This window comes from Streptomyces canus (assembly GCF_030815415.1).
GTDB lineage: Bacteria > Actinomycetota > Actinomycetes > Streptomycetales > Streptomycetaceae > Streptomyces > Streptomyces canus_F.
On record NZ_JAUSWW010000001.1, the window covers coordinates 9,003,056 to 9,027,451 of the forward strand.

General features: G+C 72.5%; 26 protein-coding genes. 14 read left to right on the forward strand and 12 right to left on the reverse strand.

Going from position 1 to position 24,396, the window contains the following annotated elements; all coding sequences use genetic code 11:
* The first annotated feature begins 65 nt into the window (after positions 1–65).
* Positions 66–992, forward strand: coding sequence for a quinone oxidoreductase family protein (locus QF037_RS41670; RefSeq protein WP_307034477.1), 927 nt, complete (start codon positions 66–68; stop codon positions 990–992).
* Complete coding sequence (locus QF037_RS41675) at positions 989–1,726, forward strand: GNAT family N-acetyltransferase (RefSeq protein WP_307034479.1); 738 nt, start codon at positions 989–991, stop codon at positions 1,724–1,726. Before QF037_RS41670 ends, QF037_RS41675 begins: the two co-directional genes overlap by 4 nt.
* A 4-nt stretch (positions 1,727–1,730) precedes the next feature.
* On the opposite strand, the gene QF037_RS41680 is transcribed toward QF037_RS41675, so the two are convergent.
* Positions 1,731–2,126, reverse strand: a complete 396-nt coding sequence (locus QF037_RS41680) for a MarR family winged helix-turn-helix transcriptional regulator (RefSeq protein ID WP_373463986.1) — start codon at positions 2,124–2,126, stop codon at positions 1,731–1,733.
* 134 nt (positions 2,127–2,260) lie between these two features.
* Here QF037_RS41680 and QF037_RS41685 point away from each other — a divergent pair, with 134 nt between their 5' ends.
* Positions 2,261–3,046, forward strand: coding sequence for a putative protein N(5)-glutamine methyltransferase (locus QF037_RS41685; protein WP_307034483.1), 786 nt, complete (start codon positions 2,261–2,263; stop codon positions 3,044–3,046).
* Here the strand turns inward: QF037_RS41685 and QF037_RS41690 are convergent.
* Both QF037_RS41690 and QF037_RS41695 read right to left on the reverse strand, forming a co-directional pair.
* A complete protein-coding gene (locus QF037_RS41690) occupies positions 3,036–3,710 on the reverse strand; it encodes a hypothetical protein (protein ID WP_307034485.1) in 675 nt (224 codons plus the stop codon). The genes QF037_RS41685 and QF037_RS41690 overlap by 11 nt on opposite strands.
* A gap of 97 nt (positions 3,711–3,807) precedes the next feature.
* The gene (locus QF037_RS41695; RefSeq protein ID WP_307034487.1) at positions 3,808–5,886 is read right to left on the reverse strand and encodes a SpoIIE family protein phosphatase; all 2,079 of its coding nucleotides are present in this window, start codon (positions 5,884–5,886) and stop codon (positions 3,808–3,810) included.
* 303 nt (positions 5,887–6,189) lie between these two features.
* On the opposite strand from QF037_RS41695, the gene QF037_RS41700 reads away from it, so the two are divergent.
* The gene (locus QF037_RS41700) at positions 6,190–6,552 is read left to right on the forward strand and encodes a hypothetical protein (protein ID WP_307034489.1); all 363 of its coding nucleotides are present in this window, start codon (positions 6,190–6,192) and stop codon (positions 6,550–6,552) included.
* Between the two features lie 79 nt (positions 6,553–6,631).
* On the opposite strand, the gene QF037_RS41705 is transcribed toward QF037_RS41700, so the two are convergent.
* Positions 6,632–7,045 (reverse strand): M20/M25/M40 family metallo-hydrolase, encoded by a 414-nt coding sequence (locus QF037_RS41705; protein WP_307034490.1) that lies wholly within the window; start codon positions 7,043–7,045, stop codon positions 6,632–6,634.
* 10 nt (positions 7,046–7,055) lie between these two features.
* Positions 7,056–7,799, reverse strand: coding sequence for a M20/M25/M40 family metallo-hydrolase (locus tag QF037_RS41710; RefSeq protein WP_307034492.1), 744 nt, complete (start codon positions 7,797–7,799; stop codon positions 7,056–7,058).
* Between the two features lie 118 nt (positions 7,800–7,917).
* Between QF037_RS41710 and QF037_RS41715 the strand changes: the two genes are divergently transcribed.
* Both QF037_RS41715 and QF037_RS41720 read left to right on the forward strand, forming a co-directional pair.
* On the forward strand, positions 7,918–9,933 hold the full coding sequence (locus QF037_RS41715; protein WP_307034495.1) for an NADPH-dependent 2,4-dienoyl-CoA reductase: 2,016 nt from the start codon (positions 7,918–7,920) through the stop codon (positions 9,931–9,933).
* Between the two features lie 23 nt (positions 9,934–9,956).
* Positions 9,957–10,505: a PadR family transcriptional regulator gene (locus QF037_RS41720; protein WP_307034497.1), complete on the forward strand. Its 549-nt coding sequence runs from the start codon at positions 9,957–9,959 to the stop codon at positions 10,503–10,505.
* Here the strand turns inward: QF037_RS41720 and QF037_RS41725 are convergent.
* Together QF037_RS41725 and QF037_RS41730 are read right to left on the reverse strand one after the other, a co-directional pair.
* Positions 10,493–11,017 carry a hypothetical protein gene (locus QF037_RS41725; protein WP_307034499.1) on the reverse strand — a complete coding sequence of 175 codons (525 nt, stop codon included), beginning with the start codon at positions 11,015–11,017 and terminating at the stop codon, positions 10,493–10,495. The two genes, QF037_RS41720 and QF037_RS41725, sit on opposite strands and share 13 nt — an antisense overlap.
* A gap of 166 nt (positions 11,018–11,183) precedes the next feature.
* Positions 11,184–12,134, reverse strand: a complete 951-nt coding sequence (locus tag QF037_RS41730) for a fibronectin type III domain-containing protein (RefSeq protein ID WP_307034501.1) — start codon at positions 12,132–12,134, stop codon at positions 11,184–11,186.
* A 431-nt stretch (positions 12,135–12,565) separates the two neighbouring features.
* On the opposite strand from QF037_RS41730, the gene QF037_RS41735 reads away from it, so the two are divergent.
* On the forward strand, positions 12,566–13,267 hold the full coding sequence (locus QF037_RS41735) for a glycoside hydrolase family 75 protein (protein WP_307034503.1): 702 nt from the start codon (positions 12,566–12,568) through the stop codon (positions 13,265–13,267).
* 2 nt (positions 13,268–13,269) lie between these two features.
* On the opposite strand, the gene QF037_RS41740 is transcribed toward QF037_RS41735, so the two are convergent.
* The 4 genes from QF037_RS41740 to QF037_RS41755 form a co-directional block, all read right to left on the reverse strand.
* Positions 13,270–13,680, reverse strand: coding sequence for a PTS-dependent dihydroxyacetone kinase phosphotransferase subunit DhaM (locus QF037_RS41740; RefSeq protein ID WP_307034505.1), 411 nt, complete (start codon positions 13,678–13,680; stop codon positions 13,270–13,272).
* Positions 13,673–14,272: a dihydroxyacetone kinase subunit DhaL gene (gene dhaL, locus QF037_RS41745; RefSeq protein WP_307034507.1), complete on the reverse strand. Its 600-nt coding sequence runs from the start codon at positions 14,270–14,272 to the stop codon at positions 13,673–13,675. Before dhaL ends, QF037_RS41740 begins: the two co-directional genes overlap by 8 nt.
* 47 nt (positions 14,273–14,319) lie before the next feature.
* The gene (gene dhaK / locus QF037_RS41750) at positions 14,320–15,312 is read right to left on the reverse strand and encodes a dihydroxyacetone kinase subunit DhaK (RefSeq protein ID WP_307034509.1); all 993 of its coding nucleotides are present in this window, start codon (positions 15,310–15,312) and stop codon (positions 14,320–14,322) included.
* 111 nt (positions 15,313–15,423) lie between these two features.
* Entirely contained in the window at positions 15,424–15,789 is a 366-nt protein-coding gene (locus QF037_RS41755; protein ID WP_307034511.1) for a DUF6479 family protein, read from the reverse strand.
* A gap of 106 nt (positions 15,790–15,895) precedes the next feature.
* On the opposite strand from QF037_RS41755, the gene QF037_RS41760 reads away from it, so the two are divergent.
* Positions 15,896–16,270 carry a ferredoxin gene (locus tag QF037_RS41760; protein WP_266896596.1) on the forward strand — a complete coding sequence of 125 codons (375 nt, stop codon included), beginning with the start codon at positions 15,896–15,898 and terminating at the stop codon, positions 16,268–16,270.
* Positions 16,271–16,282: 12 nt separating this feature from the next.
* Here the strand turns inward: QF037_RS41760 and QF037_RS41765 are convergent, their stop codons facing one another.
* Complete coding sequence (locus QF037_RS41765) at positions 16,283–16,855, reverse strand: histidine phosphatase family protein (RefSeq protein ID WP_307034513.1); 573 nt, start codon at positions 16,853–16,855, stop codon at positions 16,283–16,285.
* Positions 16,856–17,142: 287 nt separating this feature from the next.
* Between QF037_RS41765 and QF037_RS41770 the strand changes: the two genes are divergently transcribed.
* The 6 genes from QF037_RS41770 (at position 17,143) to QF037_RS41795 (ending at position 24,249) form a co-directional block, all read left to right on the forward strand.
* Complete coding sequence (locus QF037_RS41770; RefSeq protein ID WP_046259334.1) at positions 17,143–17,364, forward strand: CbtB domain-containing protein; 222 nt, start codon at positions 17,143–17,145, stop codon at positions 17,362–17,364.
* Between the two features lie 25 nt (positions 17,365–17,389).
* Positions 17,390–18,151: a CbtA family protein gene (locus tag QF037_RS41775; RefSeq protein ID WP_307034516.1), complete on the forward strand. Its 762-nt coding sequence runs from the start codon at positions 17,390–17,392 to the stop codon at positions 18,149–18,151.
* 140 nt (positions 18,152–18,291) lie between these two features.
* On the forward strand, positions 18,292–19,473 hold the full coding sequence (locus QF037_RS41780; RefSeq protein ID WP_307034518.1) for an acyl-CoA dehydrogenase family protein: 1,182 nt from the start codon (positions 18,292–18,294) through the stop codon (positions 19,471–19,473).
* A gap of 10 nt (positions 19,474–19,483) precedes the next feature.
* Entirely contained in the window at positions 19,484–20,326 is an 843-nt protein-coding gene (locus QF037_RS41785; RefSeq protein WP_307034520.1) for an oxygenase MpaB family protein, read from the forward strand.
* Between the two features lie 57 nt (positions 20,327–20,383).
* Positions 20,384–22,621, forward strand: a complete 2,238-nt coding sequence (locus QF037_RS41790; protein ID WP_307034523.1) for a serine/threonine-protein kinase — start codon at positions 20,384–20,386, stop codon at positions 22,619–22,621.
* 62 nt (positions 22,622–22,683) lie between these two features.
* Positions 22,684–24,249, forward strand: coding sequence for a phytoene desaturase family protein (locus QF037_RS41795; RefSeq protein ID WP_307034525.1), 1,566 nt, complete (start codon positions 22,684–22,686; stop codon positions 24,247–24,249).
* Positions 24,250–24,396: the final 147 nt, after the last annotated feature.

The following is a 24,396-nucleotide window of genomic DNA, read 5'->3' on the forward strand; positions in this document are numbered from 1 at the left end:
GGAATAGCTCTTCGCCGATCTTCCTTCCGACTGGTGCCCGGCGCGAGCGAAGGAGAGTGGGAGCCATGCCCAAGGCGTACGTGTTCACGCGGTACGGCGGTCCGGAGACCGAGGCCCTCGTCGAGGTCGAGCGGCCCGTGCCCGGACCCGGACAGCTGCTGGTCGCCGTGCGTGTCGCGGGCGTGAATCCGGTCGACTGGAAGCTGCGGACCGGATACCGCCGGCCCACCGACACCGGCGAGCGCGTGTTCCCCGCGGTCCTCGGCAGCGAGGTCTCCGGTGTCGTCGAGGCGGTCGGCGACGGCGTCGACGGGTTCGCCGCCAGGGACGAGGTCTTCGGCAACACCCTGACCGGCGGCTACGCCGAGTACACCCTGCTCCCCGTCGCCCTGGCCGCGCACAAGCCGGCCGGGCTGGCCTTCGCCGACGCGGCGACCCTGCCCGTGGCCGCCGCGACGGCGTACGACGGGGTGCGCCAGCTGGACCTGTCCACGGGGGCGACCCTGCTGGTCACCGGGGCGGGCGGCGGGGTCGGTGCCGCGGCCGTGCAGATCGCCCGGGCGCTGGGAATCCGCGTGCTGGGCGTCGCGAGCGCGGGCAAGAAGGACTTCGTCGAGTCGCTGGGCGCCGTCCACGTCCCCTCGGGACCGGACTGGTCCGAGCGGGCGCGGGCGGCGGCACCGGACGGCGTCGACGGGGTCTACGACCTCGTCGGCGGCGAGGTGCTGACCGAGGCGGCGAAGCTGCTGACCGACCGGACGAAACTGATCACCGCGGGGGCGTCGGAGCAGGACGTGGAGCGGCTGGGCGGCGCCCGGGTGACCCGGGCCCGTACCGCCGCCGTACTGGACGCCGTGGCGCGGTTGGTGGTGAAGGGCGATCTGGACCCGCATGTCGTGCGGCGCTTCCCGCTCGCCGAGGCCGGCGAGGCGTTGCGCACCGTCGAGGACGGTCATGCGCGCGGCAAGGTCGTGATCGAGGTCGCCGGATGAGCTACGGCACGACACAGACGGGCACGCCCCGCTCCGGCATACCCCACATCCTCGACACCCCCGCGCTCGCCTCCCTGACCGGGCCGCACGCCCACTTCGCCGAGCGCCGCGGACGCGTCGTGCGCTACCCGCTGGACGTCTCGCCCTGGCTGGCCCTGCCGGACGAGCCGGACGCCGACGACTGGGCCGACCTCGCGGCGCTCGCGGGTCCCGGCGCCGAGGTCCCGCTGCCCGGCTACCGGGGCGAGGTGCCGGACGGCTGGGAGATCACGGCCCGCATCGACGGGGTACAGCTCGTCGACGACGGGGTGGCCGCCGCACCGGAACCGGAGGCCGTACGCCTCGGCCCCGCCGACGTGCCCGAGATCCTCGACCTGGTCGAGCGCACCCGGCCCGGGCCCTTCCTGCCGCGCACCATCGAGATGGGCACCTACCTGGGCATACGCCGGGACGGTGCCCTCGTCGCCATGGCGGGGGAGCGGCTTCACCCGCCCGGGTGGACCGAGATCAGCGCGGTCTGCACCGACCCCGCCTTCCGCGGCGAGGGCCTGGCGACCCGGCTGATCCACGCCGTCGCGTACGGCATCAGGGAGCGCGGTGAGACGCCGTTCCTGCACGCGGCCGCCGGGAACACCGGTGCGATCCGGCTGTACGAGTCCCTGGGCTTCCGGCTCCGTCGCAGGACCGCGTTCGCCGCGGCACGGGCGCCGGAACGGCTGGTGGCGGTGTCCTAGACGCTCAGCCCTCCTGCGGGCCCGACCAGGCGTTGTATCGCACGAGGTAGTCGGCGAACCGTGCGAGATCCTCCTCCGGCCAGTTCGCGAGCCGCTCCCGGAAGGCGGCCCGGCGGCTCACGGTGACCTGGGCGAGGATCTGCCGGCCGGTCTCCGTCAGATGCAGCACCTGGACACGGTGGTCCTCCGGGTCCAGGCGCCGCTCGACGAGCGCGGCGCGTTCCAGCGCGGCCACCTGGCGGCTGACGGTGGACTTGTCGAGGGCGTAGTGCGCGGCGAGGTCGGTGGCGCGGCAGCCGTCGCGCTCCTCCAGGTGCCCGAGCAGCGTGTACGAGACCAGCGACAGCTCGGGGTGCATACGGCCCGCCGACGCCCGGGCCCGCCGGGCGAAGATCGTCATCTCGCGCTGGATGCTCTCGACGGCCTCGGTTGCGTCCACGGGACCTCCTCCACGGTTCTCGTTGCATACTACAACTTGCGAGAGTTGGATATGCCAACCATGACAGGCCGTGGGCGGGTAGGGTTGCTGCCTCCATGACTTCCACTTCTGCCTCCTCGCGCGACTTCGTCGTGGCGGCACTGCGCGCCGCGGGCTGCGTCTTCGCCGAGGACGAGGCCCAGTTGCTCCTCGCCGCCGCCCGCACCCCGGACGAACTCACGGCGATGGTGGACCGCCGCGCCGGCGGCGCCCCGCTCGAACTCGTCGTCGGCTGGGCCGAGTTCCGCGGGCTGCGCATCGCCGTGGAACCCGGGGTCTTCGTGCCCCGCCGCCGCACCGAGTTCCTGGTCGAACAGGCCCTCGCCCACGCCCCGGACGCCACCGTCGTCGTGGACCTGTGCTGCGGCTCGGGCGCGGTGGGAGCGGCCCTCGCCGACGCGCTCGGCGGGGCCGAACTGCACGCCGCCGACATCGACCCGGCCGCGGTGCGCTGCGCGGGGCGCAACATCGCCCCCTTCGGCGGCCACGTCCACGCGGGCGACCTCTACGAGGCGCTGCCCGGGCGACTGCGCGGCCGCGTCGGCATCCTCGCGGCGAACGTGCCGTACGTCCCCTCCGACGAGGTCGCGTTCCTGCCCGCGGAGGCGCGGGAGCACGAGCCGCTGGTCGCCCTGGACGGGGGGAGCGACGGGCTGGACGTGCTGCGCAGGGTCGCCGCCGGGGCGCCCGAGTGGCTTGCGCCCGGCGGCTGTCTGCTCGTCGAGACGAGCGAACGGCAGGCGCCCACGGCCGTCGACGCCTTCGCCCGCGCCGGACTGACATCGCGGGTGGTCGTCTCCGAGGAGTGGTACGCCAACGTCGTGATCGGCGTCAGGTCGTAGCGCCGCCGCCGGAGGGGCTCGGCTCGGCCCACCCGCGGTGGCCGTGGCCCGGGAGCCCGTCGCGCCGGCTCTGGGGACCCTTGCGCTCCCAGGTGCCCGCCACGGCATGGGAAGCCGTCCGGGTGCCGCCGTCGGACCGGGTACCGGCCACATGGACCGTCTCGTCCAGCTTCAGGTCGTCGGCCCCGGAACCCTTGGCGCCCTCACGCACGACGGTTGTGTCCGCGTTCACGGTCCACGTCCACCGGACCCCGTCCTCGCTCTTGACGGTCACCCGGTCGCCGTCCACCTTCTCGACGGTGCCGCGCTGCCACACCCGCACGACCCACTCGCCGGTGTCCCGGTCCTTGACGGTCGCCTCGCCGTGCACGGCCCCGCCGCCGGCGCCGAACCTCCAGCCGGGCCCGTGCCGTTCGCCCGGTGCGTGCGGGGAGGAGGAGGGCGAGCCGGAGGCGGCGGGCGTCGCCCCGCCGTCCGGGCCCGACGAGGTGGCGGCGTAGGCGACCACCGTGCCGCCCAGGGCGAGGGCCGTGACCGCGGCCGCCGCGGTCACCGCCCGCCCGCGCACGGACCGACGTCGCCGGCGGTCTCGTGGCGGAGTGTGTTCGCCCGGCCCGACGAGTACCTCGGGCGGTGTCGCTTCCTGATCCGGATCGTGCGTCATGGCTCGCTCCCACCCGGCGTCCCGATGCCACGTCTTGCTGAGATTGTGCGGGGCGGCCGATAAGGAGCGGGTAACGGGTTCCTGTGAATCGGGGCGGTCAACCCGGCGTCTGCGCGCGGGCGATGAGCAGCGCCACGTCGTCGGAGTTGTCCGGCTGGTGCAGTGTGCGCAGCAGGAGGTCGCACACCTCCTCCAGCGGGCGGTCCGGGCCGTCGAGGAGGTCCAGGAGCGCGTCCAGGCGTTCGTCGAGGGGGTGTTGGCGGGTCTCGACGAGACCGTCCGTGTAGAACACCAGCCGGTCGCCGGGTTCCAGGTCGACCGTCGTGGTGGAGAAGGCGACCCCGCCCACACCCAGCGGCGCCCCGGTGGGCAGGTCGAGGAGTTCCGGCTTGCGCCCCGAGCGGAGGCGGACGGGCGGCAGGTGCCCGGCGTTGGCGATCCGGCACTGGCGCTGATGCGGATCGTGGACGGCGTAGACGCAGGTGGCGATGGAGTCCTCGAGGTCCTGGGTGATCCGGTCGAGGTGCTCCAGGAGCCGGGCCGGTTCCAGGTCCAGGGAGGCCAGGGTGTTCGTCGCGGTGCGCAGTCGGCCCATCGTCGCGGCGGCGTTGATGCCGCTGCCCATCACGTCGCCCACGACCAGCGCGGTCTTGCGGCCGTCGAGGGGGATCACGTCGAACCAGTCGCCCCCGACCTCGGCGGTCGCCCCCGCGGGCTGGTAGCGGGAGGCGACCTCCAGGCCGCCCGTCACCGGCGGATGGCTGGGCAGCAGACTGCGCTGGAGGGTCAGGGCGGTGTCGCGGGCGTTCTGGTACCAGCGGGCGTTGTCGATCTGCACAGCCGCACGGGACGCCAGCTCCCGGGCCAGCAGCAGGTCGTCCTCGCTGAACGGCAGCGGATTGCGGGTGCGTTTGAGGTCGAGGGCGCCGAGCACCTCGCCGCGCGCGATGAGCGGCACGGCCAGATACGAGTGGACGCCCGCGCGGGCCAGCTGTCCCGCCGCCTCGGGGGAGCGGGCGATGCGGGGCAGGTCGGCCTCCGCGACCTCGGCCACCATGACCGGCTGTCCCGTGCGCACGCACTCGGTGACCAGACGGTCGGCGCCGTACCGGGCGACCTGTCCGGGCGGGTCGGCGGCGCTGAGGGCCTCCGAGGGGTGGTCCGCCTGGACGGCGAGGGCACGGATCACGGCCGGCTCGGTGGGGCCGAGGATGCTGCGTCTGCCCTCCATCACCGCGTCCAGCAGATCCACGGCGGCGATGTCGGCGAGCTCCGGCACGGCGACCTCGGCCAGCTCACGGGCCGTGCGGTCCAGCTCCAGAGTGGTGCCGATACGGGCGGAGGCGTCCGCGATGACGGCCAGGCGCCGCCGGGCCGCTTCCGCCGCGACCGCCGCCCGATGCTGCTCGGTGATGTCCACCACCGAGACGGCGACGCCCAGCACGGTGCCGACCGCGTCCTCCAGCCGGTACAGCGAGACCGACCAGGCATGGTCCTCGTCCGGGTCGGCCGGGGTACGGCCCAGGGTGTGCTGGTCGACGAGCGGGCGACCGGTCTCCAGTACCCCGCGTGCCGCCGCCTCGACGCCTTCGACGTCGATCTGCGGCAGGACCTCGCCCATGGTCCGGCCGATGTGTTCCTCGGCCGGGACGCCGTTGAGCCGTTCGAGTTCCGGGTTGACCGTGACGTACCGCAGATCGGTGTCCAGGACGGCGAGCCCGATCGGGGACTGGGAGATCATCCGCGTCGACAGCGCCACGTCCCGTTCCAGGCCGCGCACGGTGTTCTGGTCGGCCGCGAGCCCCAGCGCGTACACGTCCCCGCGGTCGTCGAGGAGGCGCATGTTGCGGAACTCCACCAGCCGCGTGCTGCCGTCCTTGCGCCGGATCGGAAAGGCACCGGCCCAGCCCTCGCCCGTGACCATGACGTCGGCGAACAGCTTGACGACCAGGTCGAGGTACTGCTCATGGACCATGATCCGGGCGGCGAACTGCCCGAGCGCCTCGCGTGCCGAGTAGCCGAACAGCTCCTCGGCCTGCGGACTCCACAGCACGATCTTCCCCTCGGCGTCCAGGACGACCGAGGCCACGCCCAGCACGTCGAGCAGTCCGCTGGGCCGTACCGCCCCGCGCACCGGCCCGTCGCCCTCGGCGACCGGAGACCCGGTTGCACTCATCGCACGCACCGCCTTCGACCGTCCACACGGCACGTCGTCCCCCGTGCCGACTCCCCTGTTGTACCGCGCTCAACCGTCGCCGGGGCGCCTGCGGCGCCCTCCTCCACCATCCCTCAACACGCCGGAGAACGTCCGGCGACGTTAGCAGCACGGCACCTCCGCCCTTTGGTCTGCGCATGATCAATACGCCGGGAGCCGGGGTCTTCACTGGTCCCGTCGACGCAGTGGTGCTTTTCTGGGATGTGGCGCGGTTCGCGGGGAACCCGTGGTTACCGCGCCATCGCCACGAGAGGAGCCATCGTGATGGACCGATCGCATGAGGAGTCCGTCTCCATCGAGATCAGCGGATGCAGCAAGGAGGACGCCCGGATCGTGTTCGACACGCTGTCCACGTGCTTCGAGTCCGACCGGGGCGCCGACGAGGTGCCGCAGCAGCTGCACGAGACACGGCCCATGGTGTGGCTCGGGACGTTCGAGGTCACCGACGCGCGCGCGTGCCCGCCGCCCGCGAGGCTGTCGTCCTCCGTGGAGGCCGACGCGCAGGGCGGCTACTGGGCCATCGAGCGGTTGCGCACCACGCTGGACTCCATGTTCACGGTGCGTGATCTGTCCTCGGCGTCCGGGGACCAGGAGCGGGAGCTGCACGTTCGTCTGGAGGGCCGCTGAATCGGAGTGCCGCGGACGGGCCGTCGTCTGACTGCGGGCCGGTCGGGGCTTGTCGCGCCCGCGCGGCGGAAGCCGCATGTCAAAGACAGCCCCGCGCCCCTTCTGAGCGCGTTGCCGGGCCGTCGGCCAGGAGGCCTGACACCGTCTCGCGGTAGACGGCGAGCACCGTCGGCAGGTCCGCGAGACACGCGCGTTCGTCCGTGCCGTGCAGACCCTCGTACCGCACGCCGAATCCCGCCGTGGCCGGGATTCCCTCCGCCGCGAGCAGATTGCCGATGTTGGAAGGCCCCGCCGTCTTCGCCCGGACCGTCAGCCCCGCACGGGTGGCCGCGTCCAGGAGCGCGGCGGCGGGCTGCTCGTCCTCGGCGAGACGGAAGGGCGGCCAGGAGGCCACCGGAGTGACCGTGGCCGGTGTGCCCAGCTCCGCCGCAGCCGCGCGGACCAGGGCCTCCGCCGCCCGCGCGTCGAAGGTGGGCGTCGTGCGGATGTCCACGCCCACCTCACTACCGGTCCGGCACCACCGAGAAGCCCTCGCCGCCCCGGATCGAGGTCACCGTCAGCTTCGGCGGCAACGGGAACTCCCCGTGGGCACCCGGCAGTTCGCTCTCCTCCAGGAGCCGTACGAGCCGCGCCGCACGGGACACCGCACCCGGCGTCGTACGCCTCGATCCCGAGTGCCCCGACTCCGCGTGCACCGCGATCGTCGCCCGCCAGAACCCCCGCCCGCCGACCACCACCTCGTCCGGCCCGGGGTAGCCGATCATCACCCCCGCAGGGCGCACCGCCGCCGGATCGGCGAGATAGGCGCGGGCGCCGCCGAAGCCGCCGGTGTGCTCGTCGACGTCCAGCAGGACCGCGAGCCCGCCGCGGAACGTACGGCCGTGCAGCTCCGCCGCGATGGCGCAGAACATCGCCGCCGCGAGCTTCGAGTCGGCCGCTCCCCGCCCCCGCAGCCAGCCGTCCACCACGTCCCCGGAGTCCGGCGGGAACGACCAGGCGCCCTCGTCGCCGTAGGGGGCGGTGTCCACGCAGGCGTCGAGCGCCCACCAGCGTCCGGGCAGGCCGCCCGAGACCTCCACCAGCAGGCCGGTGCAGGTGCCCGCGTCGTCGTACAGGCGTCGGTGCGGCAGCTCCCGAGAGGTCAGCCAGCCCTCCAGAACGCCCAGGACGGGGGCGTAGTCGTCGATTCCGCCGCGGCTCGGGCGGCGGATCAGCTGCTGGGCGAGTTCGACGATCTCCGCGGTCATGGGGCCACTGTGCCCGAGGGTGTCCCGTGTCACGCACCCCCGATTATGCAACTAGTTGCAAAAGGCGCCCGCCGTCCTCTACAACAGAAGCCACGACACCCGCCCACGGAGGGGCCCCATGAGCCGTTACCCGCACCTGCTGAGCCCGCTGGACCTGGGCTTCACCACGCTGCCCAACCGGGTCCTCATGGGCTCCATGCACGTCGGCCTGGAGGAGGCCGAGCGCGGCTTCGAGCGGATGGCGGCGTTCTACGCGGCACGTGCGCGTGGCGGAGTGGGCCTGATCGTCACCGGCGGCATCGCGCCCAACGAGGCGGGACGGCCCTACGACGGCGGCGCGAAGCTCACCACCGAGGCGGAGGCCGAGCAGCACCGGGAGATCACCGAGGCCGTGCACCGCGAGGGCGGCCGCATCGCGATGCAGATCCTGCACTTCGGCCGGTACGCCTACCACGAGGGACTCGTCGCGCCGAGCCCGATCCAGGCGCCGATCAGCTGGTTCCCGCCCCGTGAGCTCACCGACGCCGAGGTCGAGCAGACCATCGACGACTACGCCCGCGCCGCCACTCTGGCCAGGCAGGCCGGCTACGACGGTGTCGAGATCATGGGCTCCGAGGGTTACCTCATCAACGAGTTCATCGCCGCGCAGACCAACCACCGCACCGACCGCTGGGGCGGATCGTACGAGAACCGCATGCGGTTCCCGGTCGAGATCGTGCGGCGGGTGCGCGAGGCCGTCGGCGAGGACTTCATCATCATCTATCGCCTGTCCATGCTGGATCTCGTCCCCGGTGGCTCCACCCACGACGAGGTCGTCACGCTCGCAAAGGCCGTCGAGGCGGCCGGCGCGACCATCATCAACACCGGTATCGGCTGGCACGAGGCCCGCATCCCCACCATCGCCACGTCGGTGCCGCGCGGCGCCTACACCTGGGTGACCAAGAAGCTCATGGGCGAGGTCGGCATCCCCCTCGTCACCACCAACCGCATCAACACCCCCGAGGTCGCCGAGGAGTTGCTCGCCGACGGGTACGCGGACATGGTGTCCATGGCCCGCCCGATGCTCGCCGACCCCGACTTCGTCACCAAGGCCGCGGCGGGCAAGCCCGAGGCCATCAACACCTGCATCGGCTGCAACCAGGCCTGCCTCGACCACACCTTCAGCGGTCAGATCACCTCCTGCCTGGTCAACCCGCGCGCCTGCCACGAGACCGAGCTGGTGCTGTCGCCGACCCGGCTGCGCAAGCGGGTCGCGGTCGTGGGCGCGGGCCCGGCCGGACTCGCCTGTGCCGTGAGCGCCGCCGAACGCGGTCATGACGTGACGCTCTTCGACGCCGCGAGCGAGATCGGCGGCCAGCTCAACGTCGCCCGCCAGGTCCCCGGCAAGCAGGAGTTCGACGAGACCATCCGCTACTTCCGCCACCAGCTCGACCGGCACCACGTCGACGTGCGGCTGAACACCTGGGTCGCCGCCGCGGACCTCGCCGCCTTCGACGAGGTCGTCGTCGCCACCGGCGTCACTCCGCGCACCCCCGACATCCCCGGTGTCGACCACCCGAGCGTCGTCGGCTACCTCGACGTCCTGCGCGACCGCGTTCCCGTCGGCCGGCGGGTCGCCGTCCTCGGCGCGGGCGGCATCGGCTTCGACGTCGCCGAGTTCCTCACCGACGGCGGCGACAAGGCGCACGAGGACCCGGCGACGTACTTCCGCCTCTGGGGCGTCGACATGGACCACACCGGCCCCGGCGGACTCGTCGCCCCCGAGCGCCCCGCCCCGCCGCGTACCGTGCATCTGCTCCAGCGCAAGACCACCAAGGTCGGCGCGGGGCTCGGCAAGACCACCGGCTGGATCCACCGCACCGAACTCAAGCACCGCGGCGTCACCATGGTCCCGGGCGTGCGCTACGACCGGATCGACGACGCCGGACTCCATGTCACCGTCGGCGAGGAGAGCACGGTCCTGGAGGTCGACACCATCGTCCTGTGCACCGGACAGGAGCCGCGCCGCGACCTGTACGAGGCGCTGGTCGCCGCCGGCGTGAGCGCCCACCTCATCGGCGGCGCCGACGTGGCCGCCGAACTGGACGCCAAGCGGGCCATCAAGCAGGGCACCGAGGTCGCGGCCGCCCTCTAGGGTGCCGTCCCTAGGATGACTCCGTGTCACTCCCGCACGCGATCCTCACCGCCCTGCTGGAAAGGCCGTCCTCGGGGCTGGAGCTGACCCGCCGTTTCGACAAGTCGATCGGCTACTTCTGGTCGGCGACGCATCAGCAGATCTATCGCGAGCTGGGAAAACTCGAGGCGGAGGGCCACATCCGGGCCCTTGCGCCGGAGCAGCCGGCCCGTGGGCAGAAGAAGCGGTACGAGGTGCTGCCGGCGGGCCGGGACGAACTGGCCCGCTGGACCGCCGCGTCCCAGGACCCCAAGCAGTACCGCGACAGCCTGTTCCTGCGGCTGCGGGCGGCGGCCGTGGTCGGCACCGAGGGCATCGAGGCCGATCTGCGCCGCCATCTGGAGGTGCACGGCAAGCTGCTGGCCGAGTACGAGGAGATCGAGCAGCGGGACTTCCCGCCCGGGAAGGACAGCCCGCAGGACCGGTTGCAGCACCTGATCCTGCGGGCGGGTATCGACCTGGAGACCTTCTGGACGGGGTGGCTCACCCACGCGCTGGAGGAGTTCGCCGAGCTGCCCGATCAGAGCCGGTAGGGCTTGGCGCGACGGCGCAGGAACCAGACCGCCGCGATCCCGCCGATCCCGACGAGGGCGGCGCCGACACCCAGGGTGAGCGGACCGTAGTCCTCGGCGGCACCGCCGAGGCCGCCCATGACGCCGCGCGACGGCGAGGCCGTGGCGGAGATCGTGGGGGTGGTCGTCGTCGAGACGATGACCGACTGGGTGCCCGCCGTGCTGTTGTTCGCGCACATCACGATGACGGTGTAGGTACCGGGGCTCACGTTCGACCAGGCGGCCGACTGCAGGGACGTCGTCCCCGACAGCGTCACCTGACGGCCTTGAGTGAAGTTCGCCTGGCCGCTGTTCAGGAGCGAGGCGGTACCCCAGCTGCCGTTCACCTGGCTGCAGGCACTGGTCGTGACGGACACCGTGGATCCGGTGGTGCTGACGGAAATCCCCGAAGCCGCGGCCGCCGGTACGGCGGCCAGCGCGACGGCGGCGGCAGCGGTCAGGCCGGAGCGGAGGAGAAGCTGAGTAGTACGCATGGACTGCCCTCCGGCGGCACGGTTGGCGGTACATCCGTAGCGCCGCCGAGGTCGGGAATCGCCCGTGCGCCTCAGGGGCAGCCAACGTGCCCGCGGCCCGGCGCGCACCCGGACCGCCTCCGGGCAGGTGACGGATTCCTTCGTACGGCCCAGACGAGAGGTGCCGTCACGGCTCCCCGGCGCCGGTCGTCACCGTCCGCTCCGCCGAGAATCCGCCCCAGGTCCCGTCCGGCAGCCTGGCCCGGATCCGCACCCGCTGGGTGACCCCGTCCTCCCGGCCCGCATAGAAGCTGTACGTCGCCCGGCCGCTCGGCGGGTTCCCGCCGAACACCAGGGAGGTGGCCGGACGGCCGTCCAGGTGGACCTGGTACTCCGTGACCGTGCCGTCCGCGCGCGGCGGGACCCAGGAGAGGTCGAGGTAGTACGCCCCGTCGTCGCCGAGACGCGTCGCCGCGCGGAAGCCGGTGGGTGCCGTGCCGCGACCGTCGTCGGTGCCCGGCGCGGTGGTGAGGCGGACGGTGCCGCTCGCCGGGGAGACGTTGTCGGCCGCGTCCCGGGCGCGCACGGTGAAGGCGTAGCGGGTGCCCGGCCGCAGCCCCGTCACCACCGTCGCCGTCTGGTTCCCGCCCACACTGTGGATCTTCGTGGCGCCCTGGTGGATGTCGTACGACAGCACACCCCGGTCGTCCGAGGACGCGGACCAGGACAGCTGGACGGCCCGGCTGCCGATCACCCGGCCCTGCGGCCTCCCGGGCGCTGTCGGCGCCGAACCGTCCGCCGTCACGGCCGCCGGAGTGGCGGCGCGGACCTCCCGGCTGCTCGGGCCCACCTGCCCGTCGGTGTCCCGAGCCCGCACGGTGAAGACGTAGGTGGTGGACGGCCTCAGCCTGGTGACGTCCACCATGTGCTCGGAACCCGGTACCTCCTTCACCTTCGTGGTGCCCTGATACACCTCGTAGGCCGTGACGTCCCCGTCGGTCGCGTTCCACATGACGTGCACGCTGGTCGCGCTGCCGGCCGCGGCGGTGATGCCCACGGGTGCCGCGGGGAGGCGGCGGGCCTCGCCGTCACCGCTCCAGGCGCAGGAGGCGAGCAGCGTGAGCACTCCGCAGAGCATTGCGCAGAGTGCCCCGCGGAGCGCTCCGGGGGGTGCGAAAGCACGGCGCACGGACGGCCTCCCCGGGGAGGATATTGGTCCGGACTAATATGGCGCCGTCGGCGGGAGAACATCAAGAGGGCCGTCGTGGGTGAGCGGACGGAACGGTTACGTATGCTGAAGCTCCTCACGGTCGAACTTCCCTTGAGGGATCGGGAGTTCGTGCCGTTGGCGCGGGCCGCTGTCGTCGCTGTTCCCGCGCCGGACGCGGGCGGCCGGGCGGCCGGAGCCGACGCGGGCTCAGGCGCCCGGCCCCTGTCGCCAGTTCGGGGACATGTGCCGCCGACCAGGGGATGTGCACCGTCCGGCCCCCTATCGGTGGCCGCTTGATCGGAACGGCAGCAGATTTGGCTGAGTGTCCGTCAATGTCCCCCAGGAGAGGGTCCCCCATCGTGCGTGTCCAGTCACTGACGCTGGTCGCGGCAGGCGCCGCCCTGCTCGCCGCTCCGACGATGTCGCCCGCTGTCGAGCCGACGGCCCGGCAGGAGCCGGTGGCCGCTCGGCACGAGGGCGACGTCCGGGCCGCCGATCTGCTGGCCAAGGTGCGTGACTGCGCCCAAATCTCCCGCGGCCGGTACCGCAGCGACGACGGCCGGCCCGCGACCGTCCCCGTCTGCGGCACCCGGGAGGCCGTCTTCTGGAAGGCGGACATGGACATCGACTGCGACGGTCGACCGGGTCTGCGCTGCAACCGCGGTACCGATCCGTCCTTCAGCGCCGCCGCCGCCTACCAGCAGTCCGACGGCCGCCAGCTGAACGCCGAACGCCTTCCGTACATCGTCGTGCCCACCCCGAGCGCCATCTGGGACTACCGCGCGAGCGGCGTCCGCGGCGGCTCGGTCGCCGCCGTCATCCACCGGGACCGGGTGCAGTACGCGGTGGTCGGCGACGTGGGCCCGCGCGACATCATCGGCGAGGCCTCCTACGCCAGCGCCGAGGCGCTCGGCATCGATCCCGACCCTCGCGTCGGCGGCACGGCCTCCGGGGTCACTTACATCGTCTTCAAGGACTCGCAGGTGAAACCCATCGAGGACCATGCCGCCGCCGTCGCGACGGGGGAGCGGCTGGCCCGCCTCTTCGTGCGCGGCAGCTGACCTCAGGTCTTGCGGTAGGTGTACGCCTCCGCGGCCGCCGCCTCCACCGCCGCCAGGTCGGCGCCCGTCGCCGCGGTGACCACCGCCGCCACCGCGCCCTCCACGAACGGGGCGTCCACCAGGCGCGTGTCGTCCGGGAGTTCGTCGCCCTCGGCGAGCAGCGCCTTCACGGTGAGCACCGCGCTGCCGAGATCGGTCAGGATCGCGACCCCGGCACCGCGGTCCACCGAGGCGGCGGCCGCGGCGATGAGCTCCGAGCTCGTGCCCAGCCCGCCGCCCTCGGTGCCGCCCGCCGGCGCGACGGGTACCGCGACACCAGGGCCCGCCAGCCCCTTGGCGAGCTCCGCCACCGACGCGGCCACGTCCGCGCTGTGCGAGACCAGCACGATCCCGACGAGCTTGCCGTCACTCACCGTCGGCCTCCGCGAGCCCGGCGATCAGCAGAGCGGCCGAGGTGGCCCCGGGATCCTGGTGCCCGATGCTGCGCTCACCGAGATAGCTCGCCCGCCCCTTGCGGGCCTGCAACGGCGTCGTCGCCAGCGCGCCCTCCTCGGCGGCGGCCCCTGCCGCGACGAAGCCGTCGCCCAGCGCGTCCACAGCCGGCACCAACGCGTCGATCATGGTCTTGTCGCCGGGCGCGGCACCACCCAGCGCCATCACCGCGTCCACTCCGGCCCGAAGCGCCTCGGTGAACCGGTCCTCACTCACCTCCGCGTCCTCCCCGAGCGCCTTGCCGGTCCGCCGCAGCAGCGTGCCGTACAGCGGCCCGGACGCCCCGCCGACCGTCGAGATGAGCTGCCGTCCGGCGAGCGTCAGCACCGCACCCGGCGTATCCGGCGCCTCCTTCTCCAGCACCGCCGTCACGGCGCGGAACCCCCGCAGCAGATTGCTGCCGTGATCGGCGTCCCCGATGGGCGAGTCGAGGTCCGTCAGCCGTTCCGCCTCACGTTCGACGGACGCGGCGGTCGCTGTCATCCAGCGGCGGAAGAAGTCGGCGTCGAGCACTGGATCTCCTTGCGTGATAGGTGCGTTGACTGCTCGTTGCCGTCGGCTCACATGCCCCAGCGCAGCCCCGCGGTCTTCACCGGCTCGTCCCACAGTCGCAGGAGTTCCTCGTCGATCTGGCACAGGCTGACCGAGGCGCCCGCCATGTCGAGGGAGGTGACGTAGTTGCCGACCAGTGTGCGGGCCACGGCCACGCCCCGGGCGGTGAGCACCCGCATCACCTCGGCGTTGAACCCGTACAGCTCCAGCAGCGGGGTCGCTCCCATGCCGTTGACCAGCAGCAGGACCGGGTTGCGCGGGTTCATGTCCTCCAGAATCGCGTTCACCGCGAAGTCGGCGATCTCGCCGGAGGTCATCATCGACCGCCGCTCCCGGCCCGGCTCGCCGTGGATGCCGATGCCCAGTTCCAGCTCCCCGTCGGGCAGGTCGAAGGTGGGGCTGCCCTTGGCGTACGTGGTGCACGCGCTCAGCGCGACGCCGAAGCTGCGGGAGTTCTCGTTGACCTGACGGGCGATCGACTCCACCCGCTCCAGCGGCTGGCCCTCCTCCGCCGCGGCGCCCGCGATCTTCTCCACGAACAGGGTGGCGCCCGTGCCGCGCCGCCCGGCCGTGTACAGGCTGTCGGTGACCGCCACGTCATCGTTGACCAGCACCTTGGCGACCTGGATGCCCTCGTCCTCGGCGAGTTCGGCGGCCATGTCGAAGTTGAGGACGTCACCCGTGTAGTTCTTCACGATGAACAGCACGCCGGCCCCGCTGTCCACGGCGGCCGCCGCCCGCACCATCTGGTCCGGGACCGGGGACGTGAACACCTCACCGGGGCACGCCGCCGACAGCATGCCGGGGCCCACGAAACCACCGTGCAGCGGCTCGTGCCCGGAGCCGCCGCCGGAGATCAGCCCGACCTTGCCGGCCACGGGGGCGTCCCGCCGTACGATCACGCGGTTCTCGACATCGACGGTGAGTTCGGGATGGGCGGCCGCCAGGCCTCGCAGGGCGTCCGCGACGACGCTCTCCGGGACGTTGATCAACATCTTCATGGAGGACCTCCTGGTGGCCGAAACGCTGCTCCTGGCAGTATCGGTGTTCAGAAGGCCCGGGTCACGGGGGCGAAGGGGCCCCGGTGCGTCATACAGCGTGCGGTGCGGGGGTCAGCGGCCGCCGGGTCCGCCGCTGCCGAAGGAACCGCCACTGCCCTCGCTCCACTGGGGCCGTTCCTTCTCCGGGCCGGTCCGGCTGGGGGAATTGCCGAACGCGGGCGACTCGTGCGGGGTCATCCGGTGATCGCTCCGGGGCACCTCGTCGGGCTCCCGGTTCTCCACGACCTCACGGACGGGGCCGCCCTCCGGCAGCCGTGGCTGCTCCTCGGGGGTCGGCGGCGGGAGCTCGCGGCGCCGTAGGCGGGAACCCAGCCAGAAGGCACCGATCAGCAACGTCACGACCACGACACCAGCGACGATCAGCCCGACGCCGACAGCGCCGCGGCCCGCGGCCACGTCCATCCATGCAGTAGTCATGGCACGCGAGTACCCCTCGCGTGCCGCATGAACCACAACCGAAAAACCGGCCGCACCCCTGGGGAACACCGGGTTTGACACGATCCAGCGCGGCTACCCGCGCGGTGTGACAACGACGACGACGCAGCAGGAGCTCTTCCGATTCCTGGAGGACCGCTTCGCGTGTGCGCAGGCGTGCACCGAGTGTGCCCGGGCGTGCGCGCTGCGGGCGAGCCTCGTGGATCCGGACGGGACCGAGCAACAGGAACTCGTACGACGCAAGGGCATCATGTGCGCGGAGGTCTGCGACGCGACCTGCCGGCTGCTGTCCGAGCAGAACCGACTGGACGAGAACGGCATCCGCGTCCAGCTGGAGTGGTGCCGGACCGTGTGCCTGGAGACCGCGCACGCCTTCGACGGGCTGCCGGGCGGCGAAGAGGGCGCGAAGGCCTGCCGGACGTGCGCGCAGGCCTGCACGGACTTCATGGTCACACTGCACTGACCAGGTCCGGCCTCAGCCTCGGCCGAGGGGGTGCCCCAGGCGTACGTTCCAGCGCCCTGCCCGGCCGCTGAGCTCGACCGCCGTCAGCGGCGGGACGTCCGTACGCCAGAACGCCGACTCCGGTGCGCCGAGCGCCCGGACGACCGCCGCGCGCACGATCTCGGGCTCGGCCACGGCGACGGCGAGCCCCTCGTCCTGGGCCACCGTGTCCAGCCACGAGCCGACCCGGTCGCACACCGCGCGCACCGATTCCCCGCCGTGCGGCGCGGAGTCGGGGTCGGACAGCCAACGCGCCAGCGCCTCCGGCTCCTCGGCGCTCACCCCGGCCAACGTCGAGCCGCGCCACCGTCCGGCGTCCAGAGCCGACAGCAACACGGCGTCCGTGGCGTCGAGTCCGAGCGCGGCGGCCGTCTCGCGGCAGCGCACGGTGGGGGAGCAGACGACCCGTTCCGCCACCGGGAGCGAGCCCGCTGCGGCCTGGGCGAGGCGGCGGCCGGACGCGTCGAGGGAGCAGCCGTCATCGAATCTGGCCTCCCGCAGCGCCTTGGTGACCGCCGGTGAGATCAACGTCACTCGGCTCGTCATACGCCCGTTCCCCCGCTCAACAGCCCCTCCAAGATCGGTACTTGACGGGCCGAACGGCCCTCGGCGGGCGCTCGGGGTGCTCCCGTGCGCTCTTGGCCGCACCTCTCCCACGCGGTACCGTCTCGTCGATATCGACGACGGTTCGGTGGAAGCCGGTGGGATTCCGGCACGGTCGCGCCACTGTATGCCGGGAACGCCCTTCGGGTGCGGGCCGGGTGAGTCAGACCCGCCCCGTCGTCCTGTGCACCACTGACACGGGACGCGAGTTCCCCCAGGAGGTACCTGCCATGGCGCAGTCCGTCGCCCCGCCGACCACCGGTTCCACCGCGGTACCAGCAAAACTCCCGATCGGCGCCATCGCCCCCTGGGCGGTCTTCTTCGGCGTTGTGATGCTGGTCCTGCTCTACTTCGTCGGCGCCGAACAGGGCGCCACCTCCCTCATCTCCGGTGAGGGGGTCCATGAGTGGGTGCACGACGCCCGCCACCTGCTCGGCTTCCCCTGCCACTGACAGCGACGAGGAAGCCCTCCTGCGCATGAACTCCGCAACTGTCAGAAACCTGCTGGTCCGCGGCATGCTCGCGGGCCTCGCCGCAGGGCTGGCCGCCCTCGTCGTCGCGTACTTCCTGGGCGAACCGCGCGTCGACCGGGCCATCGCCTTCGAGGAGGCCCACGCCCACGAGCACGGCGGCGAGGAACTCGTCAGCCGCACCCTGCAGTCCACCGCGGGCCTGTCCACCGGCGTCCTCGTCTACGGGGTCGCCTTCGGCGGCATCGCGGCGCTCGCGTACTGCTTCGCGCTGGGCCGGATCGGTCGCTTCGGGCCGCGCGCGAGCGCGCTGCTCCTGGCGGCCGCCGGACTGGTCTGCGTCTACGTCGTCCCGTTCCTGAAGTACCCGGCCAACCCGCCGGCCGTGGGCGACCCCGACACCCTCGACCAGCGCACCGCGCTGTTCTTCCTGATGATCGTGCTCAGTGTGCTGCTGGCGATCGGGACGGTCATCCTGGGCAAGCGCCTCGCGCCGCGCCTGGGCAACTGGAACGCCACCGTCGCGGCGGGCGCGTTCTTCGTCCTCGCGGTCGGTCTGGCGTACGCCTTCCTGCCGTCGTTCAGCGAGGTCCCGGAGCACTTCCCGGCCGGCCTCCTGTGGCAGTACCGGCTTGCCGCCCTCGCTGTCCAGGTGACCCTGTGGACCTCCTTCGGGCTGGTCTTCGGGCTGCTGGCGGAGCGGCTGCTGGCTCCGAGGACGGCTGCGGAGAAGGCCGCCGGCGCGCGGCCGGCTCCCGTGGCCCACTGAGCGGTTCAGGCGTCACCGCACCGACGAAAGGGCCCCCGGTACTCCGGGGGCCCTTTCGTGTGCCCTCGCCATTCCCAATTTCTGGAACACGTTCTACCGTGTGCGCCGACAGGACCGGTCCCGGGGAGCCTGGAGGCGCCGTGCATCTCGAATACACGCCCGAGCAGCAGCGGCTGCGCACCGAACTGCGCGCCTACTTCGCCGAACTGGTGCCCGAGGACTCGCTCGCCCGCCACGGCGACCGGCGGGAGCAGAAGCGCTACTACCGCGACATCATCCGGCGGCTCGGCGCGGACCAGTGGCTCGGCGTGGGCTGGCCCAAGGAGTACGGCGGACGCGGGCTGAGTGCGATCGAGCAGTTCATCTTCTTCGACGAGGCCGCCCAGGCCGGTGTGCCGCTGCCGCTCATGGCACTGAACACCGTCGGACCGACCATCATGCAGTTCGGCACCGACGAGCAGAAGGCGTACTTCCTGCCCAAAATCCTCTCCGGCGAGATCGACTTCGCGATCGGCTACAGCGAGCCCGACGCGGGTACCGACCTGGCTGCGCTGAAGACGCGCGCGGTGCGCGACGATGGGGGAGAGTACGTCGTCAACGGCCAGAAGATCTGGACGACCAACGGCGACACCGCCGACTGGGTCTGGCTCGCGACCCGTACCGACCCGGCCGCCCCGCCGCACAAGGGCATCAGCATGCTGCTGGTGCCGACCACCGACCCCGGCTACTCCTGCACCGTCATCAACACCCTCGCCGGTCACGACACCACGGCCAGCTACTACGAGGACATCCGCGTCCCCGTCACCCGCCGCGTCGGCGCCGAGAACCAGGGCTGGCGGCTGATCACCAACCAGCTCAACCACGAACGCGTCACCCTCGCCGCCCACGGCACCATGGCGATCCGCGCCCTGCACGACGTCCAGCGCTGGGCCATGGAGACCAAACTCGCCGACGGCCGCCGCGTCGTCGACCTGCCCTGGGTGCGCCGCCTTCTCGCCCGGACCCACACCAGGCTGGACGCCCTCAAGCTCCTCAACTGGCAGATGGTCAGCGCGGTCCAGGACGGCACGCTCACCCCGCAGGACGCCTCCGCGGTCAAGGTGTACGGCTCCGAGGCCCGCCGCGACGCCTACGCCTGGCTGATGGAGATCGTCGGCGCGGCGGGCGCCCTGAAGGAGGGTTCCGCGGGCACGGTGCTCCACGGGGAGCTGGAACGCGGCTACCGCTCGGCCGTGATCTTCACCTTCGGCGGCGGCAACAACGAGATCCAGCGGGAGATCATCTCGTGGATCGGTCTGGGGATGCCGAGGGTACGGCGTTAGCCTTCGTGACATGGGTGATCCCGGACTGTTCACACCGAAGTCGGTGACCTGGCAGATGCACGGCGACCCGATGATGTGGGTCGCCGGTGTCCGCGCGCTCTATTTCCAGGCCCTGCACCCGCGTGCGGTGCGCGGGGTCATGCAGAACTCCGACTTCCGCAAGGACGCCTGGGGCCGGCTGCTGCGTACCGCGAACTTCGTCGGCACCATCAGCTACGGCACCACCGAGGCGGCGGAGAAGGCGGGGGCTCGCGTCCGGAAGATCCACACCATGCTGTCGGCCGTCGACCCGGACACGGGGGAGCGGTACGGCGTCGACGAACCCGAGTTGCTGCTGTGGGTGCACTGCGCGGAGATCGACTCCTATCTGGGGGTCGCGCGCCGCTCCGGATTCCGGCTCACCGACGAACAGGCCGACCGCTACATAGCCGAACAACGGGTCAGCGCCCGCCTGGTGGGCCTCGACCCGGACGCCGTACCCGCCGACCAGGCCGAGCTGGCCGCGTACTTCGAGAAGGTGCGCCCCGAACTCGCCGTCGGGCCCGAGGCACGCGCCGTGGACGACTTCCTGCTCCGCCCGCCGACGCACCCCGTCCTCATCCCGGCGCGCGAGGTGCTGTGGCGGCGCGTGGCACAACTGGCGTACGCCGCTCTGCCGCCGTACGCCCACGAGCTGTACGGCAGACCGGCCCCGAAACCCGCCACCGTCACCCGCCAGTTGCGTGCCACAGGCACCCTTCTGCGCTGTGTCCCCGCACGTCTACGCTGGCAACTCCCGCCCAAACACATCCTCCGGGCCATGTCACGGCTCGGCCCCGGCTCCCGCCCGGCCCCGTACAAAGTGGGTGGATAGCTCGCCATACTGGACGGGCCAGGGGCGGGGCGAGACCATCGGGGGCGATCGCAGCAGATGGGGGACAGCAAGCTGATCCAGGGCCGCTACCGGCTGCTCGATCTGATCGGGCGCGGCGGCATGGGCGAGGTGTGGCGGGCGCGCGACGAGTCGCTGGGCCGTCGTGTCGCCGTGAAGTGCCTCAAGCCGCTGGGTCCGTCCCATGACCAGTCCTTCACCCGGGTGCTGCGCGAGCGGTTCCGCCGGGAGGCCCGGGTGGCCGCCGCTCTCCAGCACCGCGGGGTCACCGTCGTCCATGACTTCGGGGAGTCCGACGGGATCCTCTACCTCGTCATGGAGTTGCTGGAGGGCCGCAACCTCAGCCAGCTCCTGGAGGACAACAAGCATCACCCGCTGCCCGTCGGGGACGTCGTGGAGATCGCCGACCAGGTGGCGGCGGCCCTCGCCTACACCCACCAACAGGGCATCGTGCACCGCGACCTGAAGCCCGCGAACATCATGCGGCTCACCGACGGCACGGTGAAGATCTGCGACTTCGGCATCGCCCGCCTCGGCCACGACATCGGCTTCACCTCCCGCCTCACCGGCACCGGCATCGCCATGGGCACCCCGCACTACATGTCGCCCGAGCAGATCGGCGGCTCCGAGGTCGACCAGCGCAGCGACCTGTACTCGCTGGGGTGCGTGCTGTACGAGATCGCCACCGGGGTACCGCCGTTCGACCTCGACGACGCCTGGGCGATCCTCGTCGGCCACCGCGACACCCCGCCCCGCCCGCCGCGCAGCCACCGCGCGGAAGTTCCCGCGTACTTCGAGAAGATCATCCTGGACCTGCTGGCCAAGCTGCCCGAGCAACGCCCGCACGACGCCCGCGAGGTGGGCCGCCGCATCAGCCTGGGGCGTACGACACCGACGTACGTGCCCACCGTGGTGACACCCCAGCCGACCCTCAGGCCCGAGCCCGCCGCCCGCGCGGCCCGGCTGCCGTCCTGGACCCGCGGCATGACCACCGGCCACAAGGCCACCGGTGCCGGCCTCGCCGCCACGCCACCGGACGCCGGGGCGGGGCTCACCGGTGAGTGGATCCCCCGGCCCGCCACCGGACGGCAGGTCGGGGAATCCGGCCCCGACGACCCGGCCGCCCCGCCCCCGGAGGCCCTCACCGCCCTGACCGGACGGCACAACGCGGGGCTCAGCCTGGGCCGGCTGGGCCGCTGGGCGGAGGCCGGCGAGGTGCACCGCGCGGTGGCCGCCGAGCGCGAGCACCTGCTCGGCCCCGACCATCCGGACACCCTCGCCAGCCGCTACGAGGTCGCCTTCACCCTCAGCCGCACCGGCCGCGCCGACGACGCCCTGCGCGAGTACAAACACGTCGCCCGCAGCCGCAGTCTCTCCCTCGGCCCGGACCACCCCGACACCCTCGCCGCCCGCCAGGAAATGGCCTATGTGCTGGGCCAGTTGGGCCGCCACTTCGACGCTCACCAGGTCTACACGTCCGTCCTCGCCGCCCGTGAGCGCACGATGGGCGCCGACCACCCCGACGCCCTGCGCTGCCGTCACAACCTCGCCTTCAACCTCAGCCGGCTCGGCCGTCTGGAGGACTCCTATCGCATGGCCTGCGACGTCGCGGCGGCCCGCGCCCGCGTGCTGGGCCCCGCCCACCCCGACACCCTGGTCACCCGCTACGAAGTCGCCTACGCGCTGGGCCAGTTGGGGCGCTGGCCGGAAGCCCTGCAGACCTACCACGAGGTCGCCGAGGCCCGCGCCCAGGCGCTCGGCCCCGACCACCCCGACACCCTCGCCGCCCGCTACGAGGTCGGCATCAGCCTCGGCCGCCTCGGCCGCAGCACGGAGGCGCTCCAGCTCTACCGCGACCTGATCGACGACCGCACCCGCGTCCACGGCCCCGCCCACCCCGAGACCCTCCGCGCCCGCCACGGCCTCGGCGTCAATCTCGGCCGCCTCGGCCGCTGGGAGGAGGCCCTCGCCGAGTCCCGCGACGTGTGCGCCCTCCGCGAGCGCGTCCTCGGTCCGGAGCACCCCGACACCCTGGTCAGCCGCCGCGAGGTCGCCGTGGGCCTGGGCTGGCTGGGCCGCTGGGCCGACGCCCTCAGCGAGTACCGCAGAGTCGCCGCCGCCCGCGAACGCGTCCTCGGCGCCGACCACCCCGACACCCTCGCCAGCCGCAACGACGAGGCCCACTGCCTGGAACAGCTCGGCCGTGGCGCCGAGGCCGTGGAGCTGTACCGGAGGGTGGCGGTGCTGCGGCAGCAGCGGGCGTCCCAGGGACCCTGACCCCGTCGCCGTACCGCCGTACACCCCTGGCCGCCGGTGATCATCGCGTGTTACGAAGAGACATGCCTGCACTCGAGGGACACACGTACGACGCCGTGATCGTCGGCGGGGGTCACAACGGCCTCGTCGCCGCCGCCTACCTGGCCCGGGCCGGACGCTCCGTCCTGGTCCTGGAACGCCTCGACCACACCGGCGGCGCCGCGATCTCCAGCCGGCCCTTCACCGGCGTCGACGCACGGCTGTCGCGCTACTCGTACCTGGTCAGCCTGCTCCCGAAGAAGATCGTCCGGGATCTGGGCCTGACCTTCCGGGTCCGCAAGCGCACCATCTCCTCGTACACCCCCGTCGAACGCGACGGACAGCCCACCGGCCTCCTGGTGGGCGGCGGCGAGCGACGCACCCGCGAGGCCTTCGAGCGCCTGACGGGCGGGAAGCGCGAGTACGAGGCCTGGCGGCGCTTCTACGCCATGACCGGCCGCGTCGCCGAACGGGTCTTCCCGACCCTCACCGAACCGCTGCCCACGCGGGACGAGCTGCGGCGCCGGGTGGACGACGAGGAGGCCTGGCGGGGGCTGTTCGAGGAGCCGATCGGCGTGATGGTGGAGGACCGTTTCGCCGATGACCTGGTCCGGGGTGTCGTCCTCACGGATGCCCTGATCGGCACCTTCGCCGACGCCCACGACCCCTCGCTGAAGCAGAACCGCTGCTTCCTGTACCACGTGATCGGCGGCGGCACCGGTGACTGGGACGTCCCCGTCGGCGGCATGGGCGCCCTCACCGACGCCCTGGCCGCCGCCGCGCGCGACGCGGGTGCCGTCATCGCCACCGGGCACGAGGCGGTGCGGATCGCCACGGACGGTCGTATGGCGGAGGTCGCGTTTCGGACGGCCGAGGGGGAGGGGACGGTGGCCGCCCGGCACGTCCTGGTGAACGCCTCCCCGCAGGCCCTGGCGGACCTGACCGGCGATGAGCCGCCCGCCCCCGCGGAGGGCGCGCAGCTCAAGGTGAACATGCTGCTCAAGCGGCTGCCCCGGCTGCGGGACAGCGCTGTCGACCCGCGCGCGGCGTTCTCCGGCACCTTCCACATCGCGGAGGGGTACGAGCAGCTCGCCGCTGCCTATGACCAGGCAGCGGCCGGTGAGCTGCCCGCGGCCCCGCCGTCGGAGATCTACTGCCACTCGCTGACGGATCCGACGATCCTCGGCCCGGAGCTGGTGGAGCAGGGGTACCAGACGCTGACGCTGTTCGGCCTGCACACGCCTGCGCGGCTCTTCGAGGAGGACAACGACGGCGTCCGCGAGGAGCTGGTGAAGTCGACGCTCGCCCAGCTCGACGCCCAGCTCGCCGAGCCGCTGGCCGACTGTCTGGCCGTCGACGCGGAGGGGCGGCCCTGCATCGAGGCGAAGACGCCGCTCGATCTGGAACGGGATCTGCGACTGCCCCGGGGGAACATCTTCCACCGGGACCTGTCCTGGCCGTACGCCCAGGAGGGGACCGGGCGGTGGGGCGTGGAGACGCGGCACGGGAACGTGCTGCTGTGCGGGGCGGGTGCGGTGCGTGGGGGCGGGGTCAGTGGGGTGCCGGGGCACAATGCGGCGATGGTGGTGCTGGAGGGGGCCGGGGGTTAGGTGGGGGTTGGGTGCCAGGAGGGCTTGAGTGGGTAGCGGGCGGTCAACTGTTCGTAGTGGGACCGGACTTGTCGGACCGGTCTTGACGAGGAAGTCGGCCCGGCCGGTCCCGATGGCTCGGACAGTTCCGCACAGCAGGACCGGGCT